The sequence below is a fragment of the Senegalia massiliensis genome, assembly GCF_009911265.1.
In the GTDB taxonomy this organism is placed as follows: domain Bacteria; phylum Bacillota; class Clostridia; order Tissierellales; family SIT17; genus Anaeromonas; species Anaeromonas massiliensis_A.
In genome coordinates this window covers 106,974-124,996 of the sequence record NZ_QXXA01000012.1, presented here as the reverse complement: position 1 = coordinate 124,996, position 18,023 = coordinate 106,974, and the positions used below count along the sequence as shown (strand labels likewise).

Below are 18,023 nucleotides of genomic sequence, written 5' to 3'. Positions count from 1 at the left end.
TTTATAATTTTACAACTTATAAGTTGTTGTTATCTACACTGTTCAATTTTCAAAGACCAATTCATTGTCGCTGTTTGTTAGCGACTCTTAATACTATATCAGGTTTTAAGTAACTTGTCAAGAACTTTTTTCATTTCCTTTTAAATTCTTTTTTCACTTAGAAAGACAAGCTTTCCTGACGACTCTTAGTACTATATCAAATATATATATACTTGTCAAGGATATTTTTTATTTATCTGCTGTACTTTATTATTTACCCATCCATCATATCTCTAAACATAAAAACACAAAATAAAACTGATATCAGTTTTATTTTGTATTTAAACATTATAATTTAATCTATTCTATTGGTTTCATTGTAGGGAATAGTAGTACATCTCTTATAGAAGACTTGTTAGTTAATATCATAATAAGTCTATCTATACCTATTCCAAGCCCACCAGTAGGAGGTAGCCCTACTTCTAAGGCATTTATGAAGTCTGTATCCATCATATGAGCTTCTTCGTCTCCAGCTTCTCTTTGTTTTAATTGAGCTTCAAATCTTTCTCTTTGATCTATTGGATCATTAAGTTCAGAGAATGCATTTGCTATCTCCCAAGTATTTATAAAAGCTTCAAATCTATTTGTAATTCTTGGATCTTCAGGATTTCTCTTTGCAAGAGGTGATACTTCTACAGGATGATGAGTTATAAATGTTGGTTGAATCAAATGTTCTTCACAATATTCTTCAAATAACTCATTTATAATATGTCCTCTAGTCATACCTGACTTTATTTCTATCCCTTTTTCTTTACCTATTTTTAATGCTTCTTCATCTGTATTAATTTCATCGAAATCTATACCTGTGTATTCTTTTACTGCATCTTGCATAGATAATCTTTTCCAAGGTGGAGTTAAATCTAATTTTTTACCTTGATATTCTATTTCAGTAGTTCCTAAAGCTTTTTTTGCAGCATAAGCTACAACATTTTCAGTAATTTCCATCATATCATTATAATCTGCATATGCTTCATATAATTCTATAGCAGTATACTCTGGGTTATGTTTCATACTCATTCCTTCATTTCTAAACATTCTCCCCATTTCATATACTTTATCAAATCCACCTACGATTAATCTTTTAAGATATAACTCATTAGCTATCCTTAAATACATATCAATATCCAAAGTATTATGATGAGTAATAAAAGGTCTTGCTACTGCACCACCTGCTATGGTATTAAGTATAGGAGTTTCCACTTCTAAATATCCTCTATTATCTAAATATTCTTTTACAGCTTTAAGTATTTTTGACCTAAGAACAAATGTCTCTTTTACATCTGGATTAACTATTAAATCAGTGTACCTCATTCTATATCTTAAATCTGGATCTTTAAGACCATGCCACTTATCAGGTAAGATTTGAAGAGACTTAGAAAGTAAATCTATTTTTTTTGCTCTAATAGAAACCTCCCCCATCTTAGTTTTAAATACTTCTCCATCAATACCTATTATATCTCCTATATCATAGGTTTTTAATAATTCATATTCTTCTTCTCCTAAGAGATTTTTCTTAGCAAATACCTGTATTCTTCCTTTACTATCTTGAACATCATAAAATCCTACTTTTCCTTGACCTCTTTTAGCCATTATCCTTCCAGCTATAGTTACAGATTCACCTTCAATATCATCATAATTATCTATGATATCCTTACTATGATGAGTAGGTTCATATTTTTCAATTTTAAATGGATCTTTTCCCATTTCTTTCAGTTTTTCTAATTTCTCTCTTCTTATCTGCAACAATTCACTTAAGTTATTTTCTTCATTACTCATCTTAGGCGATACCTCCATTTTATCTACTTATTTCTAATACTTTATATTTTATGATACCATCTGGAACTTGAACTTCAACTACTTCTCCTACCTCTTTTCCAAGTAATGCATCTCCAACCGGGGATTCATTTGATATTTTCCCATCATAAGGATCTGCTTCAGCTGACCCTACTATGGAATAAACAACCTCTTCATCAAATTCCATATCTAATACCTTAACTTTTGAGCCTACACTTATAACTTCTAAAGATATATCTTCATCATCTATTATTTCTGCATTTCTAACCATATTTTCTAGCTTAAATATTCTTTCTTCAACTTGAGCTTGTTCATTTTTTGCTTCATCATATTCTGAATTCTCACTTAAATCTCCAAAAGCTATGGCTGTTTTTATTCTTCCTGCTACTTCTTTACGTCTAACTGTTTTTAATTGTTCCAGTTCTGATTCAATTTTTTTAAGTCCCTCTACTGTCAATACTACCTTTTTATTTTGTGCCATTAAATCCCTCTCACTTTCTTTAATTTAAAATTTCCCCTATTAGTTTTACATATATGTTCAATATTATAATTTAGACTAGTAATAATGTCAAGAACAATTAACAAGCTTATAAAATTCTTCTTTATTAACAATATCATTGTTAACTTTTACCTTAACAAAATCTTTCATTCTAAACCCATGATTATATTTATAAATAGAGGATGGAATATTAGATTTAAAATTAAAATTATTACTACTATTAAAAATAAAGTCTTCTACTATAATAGATTTACTTTCATTATAACAAATATTATTATATATATTAAAAATCACACTTTTTTCTTTTACCCAATTTATAAAATCTGTATCATCCTTAAAGTTAATTATTATATCAAATCTTTCTACTTTTTTTATATCTTTTATTATTCCCAGTGATAAACCTGTATTCTTTAATACATCTTCTGCAATTTTAATTGAACTGATTTCATTTTGACTATATATATAAATATTTTTTATGCTAAATGGTGTTTTTTTTATTAATTGTTTCAAATCACCTTCATCTTTATATATAATTAACAGTTCTAGATCTTTTTCCAATTGATAAAATTTATTAGCCATATTTTTAATTATATGTGGAATAATTTGTAATTTAGCATTTTTAGAACCATTATTACTTTTTAAAATATTCTTTTTGATAAGTTTATCTTCCAATGAATAATTAGAACCATTTTCAAATATTATTGTGCTAATAGTATCCTCTATTAAATTTCTTTTTATTAAATTTTCTATTTTTTGTATAATTTTTTCTTCAGATATATTTTCTAAAGCAGTTAACCCTATATTATAGCCTACTATATTATTATTAAACTTAAATTTTTCTATAATTTTTTCTCTTGAAAAAACATCTATCTTTTTTAAAAAGAATTTTGGAATAAACTTATATTTTTTTTGTTCTTTTAGTTCTTCTATATAACTATCACTATTTAATATATAAAGAAAAACATCCATACCTTTCACCTCCTATGATAAAGTTATTATTATCTCTAAGGTATTATATGAATGCTTTTATATAACTATTCTATGGAATCTATATATTCGTTTAATAGATAAATTATTTTTTCTTTGTTATTGAATTTATTTGATTGACCACGTATAGCTGAAGAATTATGCATCCCTTTTGTATACCAACCTATATGCTTTCTTATATCTTTCACTGCAATTTGTTCACCTTTGTAATGTACTAATAACTCTAAGTGTTTTATACACATATTTATCTTTTCTCTATTAGTAGGCTCTGATGGTAATATTCCTTCACTTAATAATTTTAATGTTCTATTAAATATCCACGGATTTCCCCTTGCACCTCTTCCTATCATAACTCCATCACAATTTGTATATTCTAACATTTCTTTTGCATCCAATGGAGAAAATATATCGCCATTACCTAGTACAGGTATTTCTATAGCTTCCTTTACATTTTTTATAATACCCCAATCAGCTTTTCCCGAATAAAATTCTTCTCTTGTTCGTCCATGTATAGCAAGTAAACTTGCACCACTATCTTCTATAATTTTAGCAACTTCTACTGCATTTATCTTATTATGATCCCAACCCTTTCTTATTTTTACAGTAACAGGTTTATTTGACGCCTTTACAACTTCTGAAACTATTTTTCCTATAAGTTTGGGGTTTTTCATTAATGCACTGCCATCACCATTTTTTACGATTTTAGGTGTAGGACAACCCATATTTATATCTAATATATCAAAATCATCTTTATAATTTAATTTTTCTTTTACTACTTTTGCCATTATATTTGGATCTGAACCAAATATTTGAAGAGATACTGGTCTTTCTTCTTGCTTTATTTTCATAAGTTCTTCTGTTTTTTTATCACCATAATATAAACCTTTAGCACTTACCATTTCAGTATATATAAGCCCTACATTCTGCTCTTTACATAATAAACGAAAAGACAAATCAGTAACTCCTGCCATAGGAGCAAGTGCAACATTATTTTTAATATCTATATTTCCTATCTTCAAACCTTCACCTCAAATCTAAAAATAATAAACTCAGCTTACGCTGAGCTATCATTTTATTTATTTATCTCATGAATCATTCTTAGGCCTTCTAATGTGAGAAGCTTGTCAACTCTATCTATGTTTTTAGATTCTTCTGCTATAAGTGTTGATAATCCACCAGTAGCGATAACCTTAGCATTTTCCAAATTTAGTTCCCTTTTCATTCTATCAATTAAATAATCAACTAATCCTACATAACCAAATATTATACCAGATTGCATACTATTTACTGTGTTTCTACATATTACTTTTTCAGGTTTTGAAAGTTCTACCTTAGGTAGTTTAGCTGCTCTTAAAAATAAAGCTTCTGATGATATTTTTATCCCTGGAGAAATAACTCCTCCTAAGTAGTCACCATTTTCTGATACTGCACAAAATGTAGTAGCAGTACCAAAATCAACTATTATAACAGGTCCTCCATATTTCCTGTATGCAGAAACTGCATTTACTATTCTATCTGCTCCTACTTCTCTAGGATTATCATATATAATATTCATTCCTGTTTTTATTCCTGGGCCTATCACTAATGCTTCTTTGTTACAATATTTTATGCTCATTGCTTGTAAAGAATACATTAGAGGTGGTACAACTGAAGAAATTATTACTGATTCTACTTCAGTTAACTTATAACCATTATAACTAAAAAGTCTATCTATAAGCATTCCATATTCATCTGAAGTTTTATTCTTATCTGTAGAAATTCTCCAATATTTTAAAAGTTCTTCTCCTTCATATATTCCAAGTACTGTATTTGTATTACCTACGTCTATTACTAAAACCAATATTTCACCTTCTCTTAAGCTTTTTTCTTTAAACCTATTATTACTCCACTTACTATTATCATTGCAACTATAACTTCCGGTATTCCATTTGCAACACCAAGTGCTAGTATTGCTTTACCTACATATTCTGTATCACCACCAGTTAATTTAACAAATCTCTCTCCATAAAGTATATATATCATAAATAAGACACCTAATGTATTTGTAAGTGTTCCCACGGTAGAAGATATTATTATCTCAACTGCATTTTCTTTAAATTTTTTATATAAAAAGTATCCTACTAAACCAGTAATTAATATTAAAATAAACTTAAACATTATGGATATAGTAAAAATATTATCTACATTTATCAAATTATTATATAAATCATATAATAAATATGTGAATGTTCCTATCCACATTATGCCAAGCAATATTCTAGAAGGTTTTTTCCCTAACTTTTTAAATAAAATATAAGAATAATATGCAGTTATACCTATAAGTACACGCGGTAATATAGATACTAAGGGATTATAAAACAATGGTGATAATACTGTAGGAGCTGTTATTGCTCTTATTATGCTAAATATACCAAAAATTAAACCTACCAAAGCTCCCACTATTGGCCCTTCAATTATAGCTCCAATTATAACAGGAATATGCATTATTGTAGCATTTGCTGGTCCTATTGGTATAAAACCCAAGGGTGTTAATCCAAGTATTGCAGAAATTCCACCAAGCATACCAATAATAGTCAATTTTCGAGTAGACATTGACTTTTTCTTAATCTTCTTATTATTCATATTTTTCCCCTCCGCTCTAGTTCTTTTAAAGATACTAGTCGTATTATGTGTAGGTTGCTAGCTACAAAACTATTTTAGCAGGTTTTATATTGTTTTTCAAATAAAATTTTCACATTTATATTAAAATATTTATACATAATTCTCTAATCCTCTGATAGAAATTTCACCAGAAATTATAGTTTCTTTATTTCCTAATTTATCTTCTACTATAAGCCTACCTTCTGAATCTAAATCTATAGCTCTTACCTTAAACCTTTCTTCTCCTTTTACTAAATATACCATTTTGCCTAATAAGGCTGATTTTTCAGAACATATATCAAGAGTTTTATTTAATGATTTAGTTTTTAAAAAATCTTCATATAAATATTCAAATTTTTCTAATATATCTATAATTAAATTTTCTCTATTAACAATTGATCCATTTTCAATCTTAATTGAAGTAGCCATCTCCTTTATATCATCAGTCAAATCTTTTTCATCTAAATTAGCATTAATCCCTATTCCTATGACGATATATTTCAATCTTCCAATTTCTCCACTCATTTCAGTTAATATTCCACATACTTTCTTTTTATTAATAACTATATCATTAGGCCATTTGATTTTATTTTTTATCCCTAGATCATCAAATGACTTAGAAACTGCAGCTGCTGCTATTTGAGTAATCTTTGGTGCATCTTCAGGTGGGATATTAGGTTTTAATATTATAGACATCCACACTCCTTTATATTTAGGTGATATCCAATCTCTTCCAAGTCTACCTCTACCTTTAGTTTGCTCTTCTGATATTATAACAGCTCCATTATTTTCATCTAAAGCTATATTCTTAGCCTTTATATTTGTAGAATCTACTGTATCATAATAATAAATAGTTTTACCAATATGATTTGTTGAAAGTTTTCTTTCTAATACTTCAATATCTAATACATCTGGGTAAGATATCAATTTATATCCTTTCCTAGATGCAGAATCTATAACATATCCTTCTTTTCTTAATACAGATATATACTTCCAAATTGATGTTCTAGTAACATTTAACTCATCACTAATAATTTCACCAGAAATATATTTGTTTTTATTTTGTTTTAATATTTTTACTATTTTTTCTTTCATGTCTTCTCCTATTAATGTTAATCTAAATCTATATCATCTATATGTTTTTCATTCACATATACGTTACCATCTTTTGATATGTTGTCATTTTCTACATTAATGTAATTTGTGTTTTCATCAACTTTTATACCTTCTGCAATATCTTTTAATTTATCTGATGCTTTAATTAAATTCTTTTTTAATTTCTCCCTATTTTCTTTTCCACCTTCAGGTGATAATAATAATGCAGCTCCAGCACCTATGATTAAGCCAAGTGTTATACCTTTAAGACCTTTGCTATTTTCTTTACTCATTTTATTCACCTCTCCTTTTATTTATTATATCATTTAATATACCCTAAAATACAAGTATAATATAAAAAAGCGAACTAAAAAAATGTTCGCTTTTTATAGCATACCCTTTTCTTTTAATCTTATTATATTTTATACTTAGCCTACTATACCTATAAGAATTAATAAAGCTCCAAATACAACTCCACCAAATCCTAATATAAGTAACTGTCCAAATAATTTTTGTTTGTCTTCTTCTTCAGGTGCATTTGCCATTGCAAGTGCTCCAAGTGTTGATATAGGAGAATTAGTTACAAAATGTGCACCAAGTATTATTGCTGTAATAAGCGTAGGCCCTGATACACCATCCAATCTTTCTACAAGTCCTGGAACCGTTGTTATAAGTGTAGGCATAACTACACCAGATGCAGATGATACAGCTGACATGAGACCAGCTATTATTGATATTATAGGAGCAGCCGTTGTAGAATTCATAAATTTAGATAAACCATCAGTTAAATAATCTATTCCTCCTGCTATAGTAACTACATTTACAAGTACACCAACTCCTGTTACAAGTAATAATGTTCCCCATGGTATTGCTGATATCGTTTTCTTCTGATCTGCTGATTTTAAAAGAAGTAATATAACTCCACCTACGAATGCTGAAAAACCTATATGTGCTTTAAATCCTATTATAGCTACTACCACTAAACCTATTACCACTAATGTATTTATCTGAGTTTTATTGAAAGGAGCAGGCTTCGCTTTATCTGCTGACATATCCTTTTTTAATTTAAATCCACCTAAAACAAAGTATAAAACAGCTGCAACTATAACTTGAGCTATTATCATATTAATAAATACATGCATACTTGTATCATAACCTGCTGCTTGTGCAAGTTGTGTTCCAATTATACCTGTAGGGGCTATTGGTGAAAGACCTCCAGCATTTGAGCCAGCTATTACCATAGCAGCCATTAGTAGTGAACTAATTTTCTCTTCATTTCCTACTGCCATAGCAATTGGTAATACTAATGCACAAACTGCAATATTACCAGGTCCTAACGCTGCTAATATAAGTGAAAATAAGAAGAAAAGTATTGGAATAAGTTTCCTATTCCCCTTAGCTAAATGAGATGATTTACGTGCTAATAATTCAAGTGTTCCATTAACTCTTGCAATACTAAACAAAAATGTCATACCTACTAATATAAGAAATAGTTTCGTTGAAAAACCTGCTATAAGTGGTTTTCCTTTAGCTGCAGCAGACGACATAGCAACTAAATTTTCTACCCCTGGATCTGTAGATATATTTGTCATTACAAAAAAGCCTAAAATATATGCAAATGCTATACTTACAAGTCCTGTATTAACTCCTCTTTTAAATCCAATAAATATTGCTAATACTAAAACTAACAATGACACTAAACCTAAGCTCATAAATTACTTCCCCCTTTTATTTTAAACTACTAAAAATATTGCGAATATTCGAAATATTTTATATCAAGTTTCTTTTAAGGATATCCTTAAAAGAAACTTGATATATTAATTTTTAAATGTTCATTTATCCAAAGAACATTAATAATAATCCTGCTGCTACTGCTGAGCCTATTACTCCCGCTACATTAGGCCCCATAGCATGCATCAATAAAAAGTTAGAAGGATTTTCTTTTTGTCCAACTTTTTGTGCAACTCTTGCAGCCATTGGTACTGCTGATACTCCTGCCGCTCCAATTATAGGATTGATTTTTCCTCCACTTAATTTATACATTACACGACCAAATAATACTCCAGTTGCTGTTCCTACTGAAAAAGCAACAAGACCCAGAGCAATGATACTTAAAGTTTCAGCTGTTAAGAATAATTCTGCCTTAGCTTTTGCTCCAACTGTAATTCCAAGTAATATTGTCACTATATACATAAGTGAATTTTGAGTTGTCTCTGTTAGTTTTGGAACTACTCCAGATTCTCTTATTAAGTTACCTAACATTAACATACCAATTAAAGCTGCTGCTGATGGTAATAATAATATTGTAAATAATGATACAACTATAGGAAATAATACCTTTTCAGTTTTTGAAACTGGTCTTAGTTGTTCCATTTTCACTTGTCTTTGTTCTTTTGTAGTAAGTGCTTTCATTATAGGTGGTTGTATTATAGGTACTAATGCCATATATGAATAAGCAGCTATTGCAATAGGACCTAATAAATCTGGTGCAAGTTTTGATGTTAAAAATAGGGCTGTAGGTCCATCCGCTCCTCCTATAATAGCAACTGATGCTGCTTCCGGTCCTGAAAAACTAACTAAATCTACAAATTTATTTAAAAATAGAGCCCCTAAAAACGTAAAGAATATACCAAATTGCGCCGCCGCTCCAAGTAATAAACTTTTAGGATTAGCAATTAAAGGACCAAAGTCTGTTCCTGCTCCTACGCATAGAAAAATAAGAGGAGGATAAATTCCAAGTTCTGTTCCTTGGTAAATATAGTATAAGAGTCCCCCTTTATCCATAAGTCCTGCAAGTGGCATATTTACAAGTAACATACCGAACGCTATGGGTATCAATAAATAAGGCTCATATCCTTTTTTAATAGCTAGATATAGAAATGTTAATGCTATACCTATCATAACAAATTCTCCAAGAGTCATAGCTGCAAAGCCGGTACTCTCCCAAAATTCGAGTAAAATATCCATCTAGAGTTACCTTCCTTTCTATTAGTAATATTATTCTAAGGATATTAATGCGTCTCCTGAATTAACAGATGCTCCCTTAGAAGTATTTACTGCTGCAACTTTTCCACTTCTTGGTGCTACTATTTCATTTTCCATTTTCATAGCTTCAAGTATTAATAAAACATCTCCTTCAGAAACACTATCCCCTTCTGATACTTTTATATCTAATACTGAACCAGGCATAGGTGCACTAACTGTCTCTGCACCTTGTGGTACAGCTTTTGGTGTAGAAGCTTTTGGTTTTTCTTGTTTTTTAGGTTGTGGTGCTGGAGATGGTTCTGGTCTTTTAACTTGTGTAGTAACTTGACTAGGTCTTGACTCACTTGCACTTGCTCCTACTTCTTCTACTTCAACCTCGTAAGTATTTCCATTAACAGATATATTATATTTTTTCATATTGATATCCTCCTTATTTCATTTTACTTATCTTATTATATACTGCTCTTTCTCTTCCCGCCTTCATCCATATTGGAGAAGTTTGTTGAATTCTTCTTATATTCTTTATATTTATATTCTCTACTCTACTTCCAGTATGTGCTGCTATTGCTGCTGCAATAACTGCTACTATTTCTTCATCATTATCAACTATTTCTTCTGTATCCTCTACAATTGCATTGTCTCCAATAGGAGGGGTTTCCTTTTGAACAGATGTCTTTTTAGAATCATCTTTATAAAATATTGCTTTAAACCCACCTAATATAAAAGAGATAATGATAAGTGTGAGAAATACTATACCCATACTAAATAGAGTCACTATTAATCCTTCTGAAAGATTAACTCCATCTTGTAAATTCATCTACTCTCACCTCTCTAACTAATAGTATTATAACGGAAGATTACCATGCTTCTTAGCTGGCATTTCTTCTCTTTTACTTGCTAACATATCAAAAGCATTTATTATTCTTGGTCTAGTTAATTGAGGTTCTATTACATCATCAATATATCCTCTAGATGCTGCCACATAAGGATTTGCTACAGTATCTCTATATTCACCTATTTTCTCACTTCTTGTTTTTATAGCATCTTCTGAATTTTTTATTTCTTTTCTAAAGATTATATTTGCTGCACCTTCTGGACCCATTACTGCTATTTCTGCACTAGGCCAAGCAAGTACAAAATCTGATTTAAGATGTCTTGAACACATTGCAATATATGCTCCACCATAAGCTTTTCTTAATATTACAGTAACTTTTGGTACTGTAGCTTCAGAATATGCATATAACATTTTAGCTCCATGTCTTATAATTCCACCATATTCTTGCCCTGTTCCTGGTAAAAATCCTGGCACATCTACAAGAGTTAGAAGTGGGATGTTAAATGCGTCACAAGTTCTTATAAATCTTGCTGCCTTGTCTGAAGCATTTATATCTAAACATCCTGCTAAAACTTTTGGTTGATTAGCTATTATACCTACTGATCTACCATTTAGTCTCATAAATCCTGTCATTATGTTTTGTGCATAATATGGTTGTACTTCTAAAAACTCACCATTATCTCCTAATATAGATATTATATCCTTCATATCATAAGGCTTATTTGGATTTTCTGGTATTATCTCATTTAATTTTTCTTCTATACGATTTATGTCATCTTGTGATTCAAAACTTGGAGCATCTTCTAAATTATTAGAAGGTAAGAAACTAAGTAATGTCTTGATATTATCTAATGTTTCTTCTTCTGTATTATTTATAAAATGTGCCACACCACTAGTACTATTATGTGTCATAGCTCCACCTAGTTCTTCAGCTGAAACTTCTTCTCCTGTAACTGTCTTTATAACTTGAGGACCAGTTATAAACATTTTACTTGTATTATCTACCATAAATATAAAGTCAGTTAAAGCTGGAGAGTATACTGCTCCACCTGCACATGGACCCATTATAACTGATATCTGAGGTATTACACCTGAAGCTTTCGTGTTATTATAGAATATATTTCCATATCCAAAAAGTGCATCTACCCCTTCTTGTATTCTTGCTCCACCAGAATCATTTATACCAATTAAAGGAGCTCCTACTTTAATTGCCATCTCTTGTACTTTACAAATTTTTGCTGCATGCATTTCACCAAGTGAACCACCTATTACAGTGAAATCTTGAGCAAATACATATATTAATCTTCCATTGATAGTTCCATATCCTGTAACGACACCTTCACCAGGGGCCTTTTTCTTTTCCATACCAAAATTAGTACATCTATGTTCAATAAACGCATCTATTTCAATAAAACTACCATCATCTAATAAATATTCTATTCTTTCTCTTGCAGTCATTTTACCTTTTGCATGTTGCTTTTCAATACTTTTTTCTCCACCGCCAAGTCTTATATTTTCTTTTCTTTGGCGTAATTCTTCTACTCTTTTATTAGACATTTATAAACCTCCTAGCCACATTAATCTCTTTGGCATAATTCTATCAATACACCATGAGTACTTTTTGGATGTAAAAATGCTATTTTTGCTCCACCAGCACCATATCTTGGTTTTTCATCAATCATTCTTATACCTTTTTCTTTCATTTCTTCTATAGCTTTTTCTATATCATCTACTCTGTAAGCTATATGTTGAACCCCTTGACCCTTTTTCTCAATATATTTTGCTATAGGACCATCTTTATCTGTAGATTCTAATAACTCCATTTCTGTATCACCTATAGGTAAAAATGCAACTTTTACCTTTTGTTCCTCTACAGTTTCTGTGCCTTGTAAATCCATACCTAAAACATCTGTATAAAACTTTAATGTTTCTTCTAAATCTTTTACAGCTATACCTATATGATCTACTTTACCTACCATTTTACATTCCTCCTTTAAATAATAGCATTAAATAATTCATCCTTAGCACTATAAGGATCCACTTCTTTATTGTATACATCTTTTAATATATTGTCTAAAAGATTATATATATCTCTATCATTAAATATTCTAGACTTAATCTCTTGTTCAACTAAATCTATTATCTCAGATCTCAGTCTCTCCGTTCTCTTGCCTTCTAATTCCCCAGATGATACTAAGTATTCTTTATGACAGATAATTTCTTTCACTAAATCTTCTATTCCTTCATTTTGACTTGCTATAACATTTAATATAGGTGGTTTTTTATCAGAATTATCCATTTCCACCATCATCTTTATTTCCCCTGTAGTTCTCTCTGCTCCATCTAAATCACTTTTATTTATAGCAAAAATATCTGCAATTTCCATTATACCTGCCTTTATAGCTTGAATATCATCTCCAAGTCCTGGCACCATAACCATCACAACTGTATCCGCTGTTTTAACTATATCAACTTCAGATTGTCCTACGCCTACAGTTTCAATGAAAATATAGTCACATCCAAAAGCATCAAATATTTTTATAGCTCCATATGTCGCTTTTGAAAGTCCACCTAAATGTCCTCTTGTTCCCATACTCCTTATAAATACATTAGGATCAGTTGATAATTTATTCATTCTTATTCTGTCTCCTAATATTGAACCACCAGTGAAAGGACTAGTGGGATCTATAGCAATGATCCCCACTTTTTTACCCTTATCACTTAATTCTTTACTCAATCTATAAGTAAGTGTTGATTTTCCTCCACCAGGTGGTCCTGTAATTCCTACAATATGAGCATTTCCTGTGTATTTATATATTTCTTTTAAAATTTCTAAAGCTCCTTTTTCATTATTTTCAGCTTTAGTAATAGCTCTAGCACAGGCTCTTTTATCTCCTTCAAGTAATTTCTTTACCAAATCCAATATTAGCACCACCTAATTTTAGTTACTTCTTTAAGTTATTTTTTATAAATTCAATTGTAGTAGTAGTAGGTGTTCCAGGTGTAAATACTTCTTCTATACCTGCTTTTTTAAGTTCTGGTATATCATCTTCTGGAATAACTCCTCCTCCAATAATAAGTATATCTTCTGCACCTTCTGCTTTCAATAATTCAACTACCTTAGGGAATAAATGATTATGTGCACCTGATAATATACTTAACGCTACAACATCAACATCTTCTTGTATTGCTGATGCCACTATTTGTTCTGGGGTTTGTCTAAGTCCTGTATAAATTACTTCCATACCTGCATCTCTCAAAGCTCTTGCAATAACTTTTGCCCCTCTATCATGACCATCTAATCCTGGTTTAGCAACTAATACTCTAATAGGTCTATCCATTTAAAATCCTCCTAATCTTTTTCTTATAACATTACTGCTTGCTCATATTCTCCAAATACTTCTCTCATTACTCCACATATTTCTCCTAATGTAGCATATTCTTTTACAGCATCTATTATATATGGCATAACATTTTCATCTGATTCACATGCATTTCTTAAAGCTTTTAATTTAGACTCAACTTCATCATTATTTCTTTCTACTTTAAGTTGATTTATTTTTTCAACTTGCATTTCTCCAACTTTAGGATCTACTTTTAGTAAATCTTTTACTGGTTCTTCTTCTGATTGGAATTTATTCATTCCTACTACTATTTGTTCTCCTGATTCTATTGATTTTTGATATCTATATGCAGCATCCATTATTTCTTTTTGAATATAACCCATATCAATTGCTTTTGGTGCTCCACCTATTTCATCTATTTTTTCAATATATTCCATAGCTTTCTTTTCAATTTCATCAGTTTTAGCTTCTACAAAGTATGAACCAGCCAGTGGATCTATAGTATCAGTTACTCCACTTTCATGAGCAACTATTTGCTGTGTTCTTAAAGCTGTTCTTACAGATTTTTCTGAAGGAAGTGCTAATGCTTCATCTTTAGAATTTGTATGAAGTGATTGAGTACCCCCAAGTACAGCTGCAAGTGTTTGAATAGCAACACGAACAATATTATTTTCAGGCTGTTGAGCTGTAAGAGTTGACCCTCCTGTTTGAGTATGGAATTTAAGCATCATTGATTTAGGATTTTTAGCATTATATCTTTCTTTCATTATTCTTGCCCATAATCTTCTAGCTGCTCTATACTTAGCCACTTCTTCAAGTAAGTCATTATGTGCATTAAAGAAAAATGATAATCTTGGTGCAAATGAATCAACATCTAATCCTGCTTTTATAGCAGCATCTACATATGCGATTCCATCAGCTATAGTAAATCCTACTTCTTGAGCTGCAGTAGATCCTGCTTCTCTTATATGGTAACCTGAAATACTTATTGTGTTCCATTTAGGCACATTTTTTGAACAATATTCAAAAATATTAGTTATAAGCCTCATAGATGGCTCTGTTGGGAAAATATAAGTTCCACGAGCTATATATTCTTTCAATATATCATTTTGTATAGTCCCTCTAAGTTTCTCTTCTGATACACCTTGCTTTTCTGCTACTGCTATATACATAGCAAGTAATACTGCAGCTGGAGCATTTATAGTCATAGATGTACTTACTTTATCTAAAGGTATGCCATCAAATAATAATTCCATATCTTTAAGTGAATCAATTGCAACTCCAACCTTTCCAACTTCCCCTTGAGATAATGAATGATCAGAATCATATCCAATTTGAGTTGGTAAATCAAATGCAACAGAAAGTCCAGTAGAACCTTGTTCAACTAAATATTTATATCTTTTATTTGATTCTTCAGCTGTAGCAAAGCCTGCATACATTCTCATTGTCCATAATCTTCCTCTATACATTGTAGGTTGAACACCTCTAGTATAAGGAAATTGACCAGGAAAACCTAAATCTTCATTGTAGTTTAATCCATCAATATCAAGTGGAGTGTAAAGTCTTTCTACTTCAAGACCTGAACCACTTTTAAACTCTTCTTTTCTTTCTGGGAAACGAGATAAAGCTTTGTCTAAAGTACTCTCTTCCCACTTCTCTCTTGAATCCTTCATTGCTTTAACATTTTCATCATTCTTCACAATTTTGCCTCCTTTAAATTAAAGGTCATTATATCATTATAATTTATTTACTTCTATATTTTTTATAACATACCTTCAACAAATACATATATTAAATTTAATTAATATATCATTACTTCATACTACCTTCTTTCAGAAATTTTGCATGCCATGATAACGATTTCTCAATACAATGAGGTGTATGTTTATGTTTACAAGTATCAAATGCTTCATTATAATACTCATGAAGTTTTTCTTTGTAATCTGGATGTGCACAATTTTCAATTATTACCTTAGCTCTTTCTCTAGGGCTTAATCCTCTCAAATCTGCTACACCTTGTTCTGTTACTATTACATGAACATCATGTTCTGTATGATCATGATGAGATACCATAGGTACTATTGATGAAATATCTCCATTTTTTGCAATAGATTCAGTTGTAAATATTGATAAATATGCATTTCTTGTAAAATCTCCAGAACCACCTATTCCATTCATCATTCTAGATCCCATTATATTAGTAGAATTTACATTTCCATATATATCAACTTCTATAGCTGTATTCATTGCTATTATTCCAAGTCTTCTTATTACTTCTGGGTTATTACTTATCTCTTGTGGTCTAAGTATTACTTTATCTCTATACTTATTAAAATTTTGATAAAAATCATCTAATCTATCTGGTGATACTGTTAATGAAGTTCCAGATGCAAATACCACTTTACCTGAGTCAAGTAAATCAAGTGCAGAATCTTGAATTACTTCTGAGTAAATTTTAAGATTTTCAAAATCAGAATCCACAAGACCTCCTAGTACAGCATTTGCTACACTCCCTACTCCTGATTGTAATGGTAATAAATCTTTTGGTAATCTATTTTCTTCAACTTCTTTCTTTAAAAAGTTTATAAGGTTACCTGAAATTTTCTTAGATGTATCATCAATAGGTGCTACAGGACGAGTCCTATCTTTTTTATCAGTGATAACAATTGCAACTATTTTTTCTAGATCACATGGTATATAACCTGTACCTATTTTTTCCTCTGTCTGTGTTATAGGAATAGGCTCTCTATTTGGTGGGTTTTTTGGAGAATATATATCATGTATCCCTTCAAGTGATAGAGGTTGACTAGTATTTATTTCTACTATTACTTTATCAGCCTTTTCTATAAATACATTAGAATTACCTACTGATGTAGAAGGAATTATACCTCCATCTTCTCTTATAGCAACAGCCTCTACCAAAGCTATATCTATATTTCCAAAAAAACCATACTTAACCCATTGTGGTGTGTGGCTTAAATGCATATCAGCATATTCTATTTTGCTATCATTTATACCATTTCTAGAATCTTTATTAGTTTGATAAGGATATCTCCTCTTAAGTACTCCCGAACGGGCAAGTGCTCCATCTAGCTCATCTCCTACAGATGCACCAGTTATTATAGTTAGCTCTAAATCTTCTCCATTTTCTTTTCTTTCAGCTATGGCAAGAGGTACTGCTTTTGGATAGCCAGCAGGTGTAAATCCACTAGTTCCTACTGTCATACCTTTTTTAAAAAATTTTGCAGCTTCACTTGCTTCCATTATCCTTTTTTTAAGTTCTTCATTTCTCAATCTATTTTCTATCAACTAAATTCCCCCTTATTTTATACTAATTTACCATTTATTTTACTAAAATTCTTATGACACATTTTTATAGTTGTTAAAATAGCTTTTTTTGCAGAACCAAAATAATGTTTTTTTACCTTCATTTCTAATTGATTTAAATCACTTATTTTTTCACCTACTAATAGTTCTTTTACAAATGTTCTTCCAAGATAAGTAGACAATGTTGGCTCAACATCTAATATTTCTCCTGTGCATTTATCTACTGTCATTGCAAGTGCTACTACTCCATATAATTCTCTTGCAGTAATTCCCTCAGGAAGTTTAGCATAACCTGTTAAAAAGACTTGATTTTTATACAATTCGATCACTCCAATTAAAAGCTTTTAATTATATTTTAACAGAAAAATTGCTTTCATAGATAATTATATGAAGATTTTTTTCACACCTCCTTTGTTTAATTATTAACCATCGAAAAAAAATATAAAAAAGCACAGTAGAACTAAGGATTAAACTTAGA

19 protein-coding genes are annotated in these 18,023 nt (G+C 30.3%); all 19 read right to left on the bottom strand.

Annotation, left to right across the window (positions count from 1 at the left end; all coding sequences use genetic code 11):
• Positions 1-339: 339 nt before the first annotated feature.
• On the bottom strand, positions 340-1,815 hold the full coding sequence (gene lysS / locus D3Z33_RS11890; protein WP_160197975.1) for a lysine--tRNA ligase: 1,476 nt from the start codon (positions 1,813-1,815) through the stop codon (positions 340-342).
• A 19-nt stretch (positions 1,816-1,834) separates the two neighbouring features.
• Positions 1,835-2,314 (bottom strand): transcription elongation factor GreA, encoded by a 480-nt coding sequence (gene greA, locus D3Z33_RS11885; protein WP_160197974.1) that lies wholly within the window; start codon positions 2,312-2,314, stop codon positions 1,835-1,837.
• A gap of 87 nt (positions 2,315-2,401) precedes the next feature.
• Entirely contained in the window at positions 2,402-3,301 is a 900-nt protein-coding gene (locus D3Z33_RS11880; protein WP_160197973.1) for a hypothetical protein, read from the bottom strand.
• A 65-nt stretch (positions 3,302-3,366) separates the two neighbouring features.
• Positions 3,367-4,338, bottom strand: coding sequence for a tRNA dihydrouridine synthase DusB (gene dusB, locus D3Z33_RS11875; RefSeq protein ID WP_160197972.1), 972 nt, complete (start codon positions 4,336-4,338; stop codon positions 3,367-3,369).
• Positions 4,339-4,391: 53 nt separating this feature from the next.
• The gene (locus tag D3Z33_RS11870; RefSeq protein WP_160197971.1) at positions 4,392-5,159 is read right to left on the bottom strand and encodes a type III pantothenate kinase; all 768 of its coding nucleotides are present in this window, start codon (positions 5,157-5,159) and stop codon (positions 4,392-4,394) included.
• A gap of 14 nt (positions 5,160-5,173) precedes the next feature.
• Positions 5,174-5,941, bottom strand: a complete 768-nt coding sequence (locus D3Z33_RS11865; protein WP_201750517.1) for an ECF transporter S component — start codon at positions 5,939-5,941, stop codon at positions 5,174-5,176.
• 129 nt (positions 5,942-6,070) lie between these two features.
• Positions 6,071-7,054, bottom strand: coding sequence for a biotin--[acetyl-CoA-carboxylase] ligase (locus D3Z33_RS11860; protein WP_160197970.1), 984 nt, complete (start codon positions 7,052-7,054; stop codon positions 6,071-6,073).
• A gap of 17 nt (positions 7,055-7,071) precedes the next feature.
• A complete protein-coding gene (locus D3Z33_RS11855) occupies positions 7,072-7,347 on the bottom strand; it encodes a YtxH domain-containing protein (RefSeq protein ID WP_160197969.1) in 276 nt (91 codons plus the stop codon).
• Positions 7,348-7,482: 135 nt separating this feature from the next.
• Positions 7,483-8,766, bottom strand: a complete 1,284-nt coding sequence (locus D3Z33_RS11850; protein ID WP_160197968.1) for an SLC13 family permease — start codon at positions 8,764-8,766, stop codon at positions 7,483-7,485.
• Between the two features lie 124 nt (positions 8,767-8,890).
• Positions 8,891-10,021 (bottom strand): sodium ion-translocating decarboxylase subunit beta, encoded by a 1,131-nt coding sequence (locus tag D3Z33_RS11845; protein WP_160197967.1) that lies wholly within the window; start codon positions 10,019-10,021, stop codon positions 8,891-8,893.
• A 30-nt stretch (positions 10,022-10,051) separates the two neighbouring features.
• Positions 10,052-10,456: a biotin/lipoyl-containing protein gene (locus D3Z33_RS11840; RefSeq protein WP_160197966.1), complete on the bottom strand. Its 405-nt coding sequence runs from the start codon at positions 10,454-10,456 to the stop codon at positions 10,052-10,054.
• Between the two features lie 13 nt (positions 10,457-10,469).
• Complete coding sequence (locus tag D3Z33_RS11835; protein ID WP_160197965.1) at positions 10,470-10,856, bottom strand: OadG family protein; 387 nt, start codon at positions 10,854-10,856, stop codon at positions 10,470-10,472.
• Between the two features lie 27 nt (positions 10,857-10,883).
• Positions 10,884-12,431: an acyl-CoA carboxylase subunit beta gene (locus D3Z33_RS11830; protein WP_160197964.1), complete on the bottom strand. Its 1,548-nt coding sequence runs from the start codon at positions 12,429-12,431 to the stop codon at positions 10,884-10,886.
• Between the two features lie 20 nt (positions 12,432-12,451).
• On the bottom strand, positions 12,452-12,853 hold the full coding sequence (gene mce, locus D3Z33_RS11825) for a methylmalonyl-CoA epimerase (RefSeq protein ID WP_160197963.1): 402 nt from the start codon (positions 12,851-12,853) through the stop codon (positions 12,452-12,454).
• A 14-nt stretch (positions 12,854-12,867) separates the two neighbouring features.
• On the bottom strand, positions 12,868-13,806 hold the full coding sequence (meaB, locus tag D3Z33_RS11820; RefSeq protein ID WP_347561268.1) for a methylmalonyl Co-A mutase-associated GTPase MeaB: 939 nt from the start codon (positions 13,804-13,806) through the stop codon (positions 12,868-12,870).
• Positions 13,807-13,819: 13 nt separating this feature from the next.
• A complete protein-coding gene (locus tag D3Z33_RS11815; RefSeq protein WP_160197962.1) occupies positions 13,820-14,215 on the bottom strand; it encodes a cobalamin B12-binding domain-containing protein in 396 nt (131 codons plus the stop codon).
• A 23-nt stretch (positions 14,216-14,238) separates the two neighbouring features.
• Positions 14,239-15,891, bottom strand: coding sequence for an acyl-CoA mutase large subunit family protein (locus D3Z33_RS11810; RefSeq protein ID WP_201750524.1), 1,653 nt, complete (start codon positions 15,889-15,891; stop codon positions 14,239-14,241).
• Between the two features lie 139 nt (positions 15,892-16,030).
• Positions 16,031-17,527, bottom strand: a complete 1,497-nt coding sequence (locus D3Z33_RS11805; RefSeq protein WP_201750515.1) for an acetyl-CoA hydrolase/transferase family protein — start codon at positions 17,525-17,527, stop codon at positions 16,031-16,033.
• A 17-nt stretch (positions 17,528-17,544) separates the two neighbouring features.
• Positions 17,545-17,865 carry a DUF3870 domain-containing protein gene (locus D3Z33_RS11800; protein WP_160197960.1) on the bottom strand — a complete coding sequence of 107 codons (321 nt, stop codon included), beginning with the start codon at positions 17,863-17,865 and terminating at the stop codon, positions 17,545-17,547.
• Positions 17,866-18,023 lie beyond the last annotated feature (158 nt).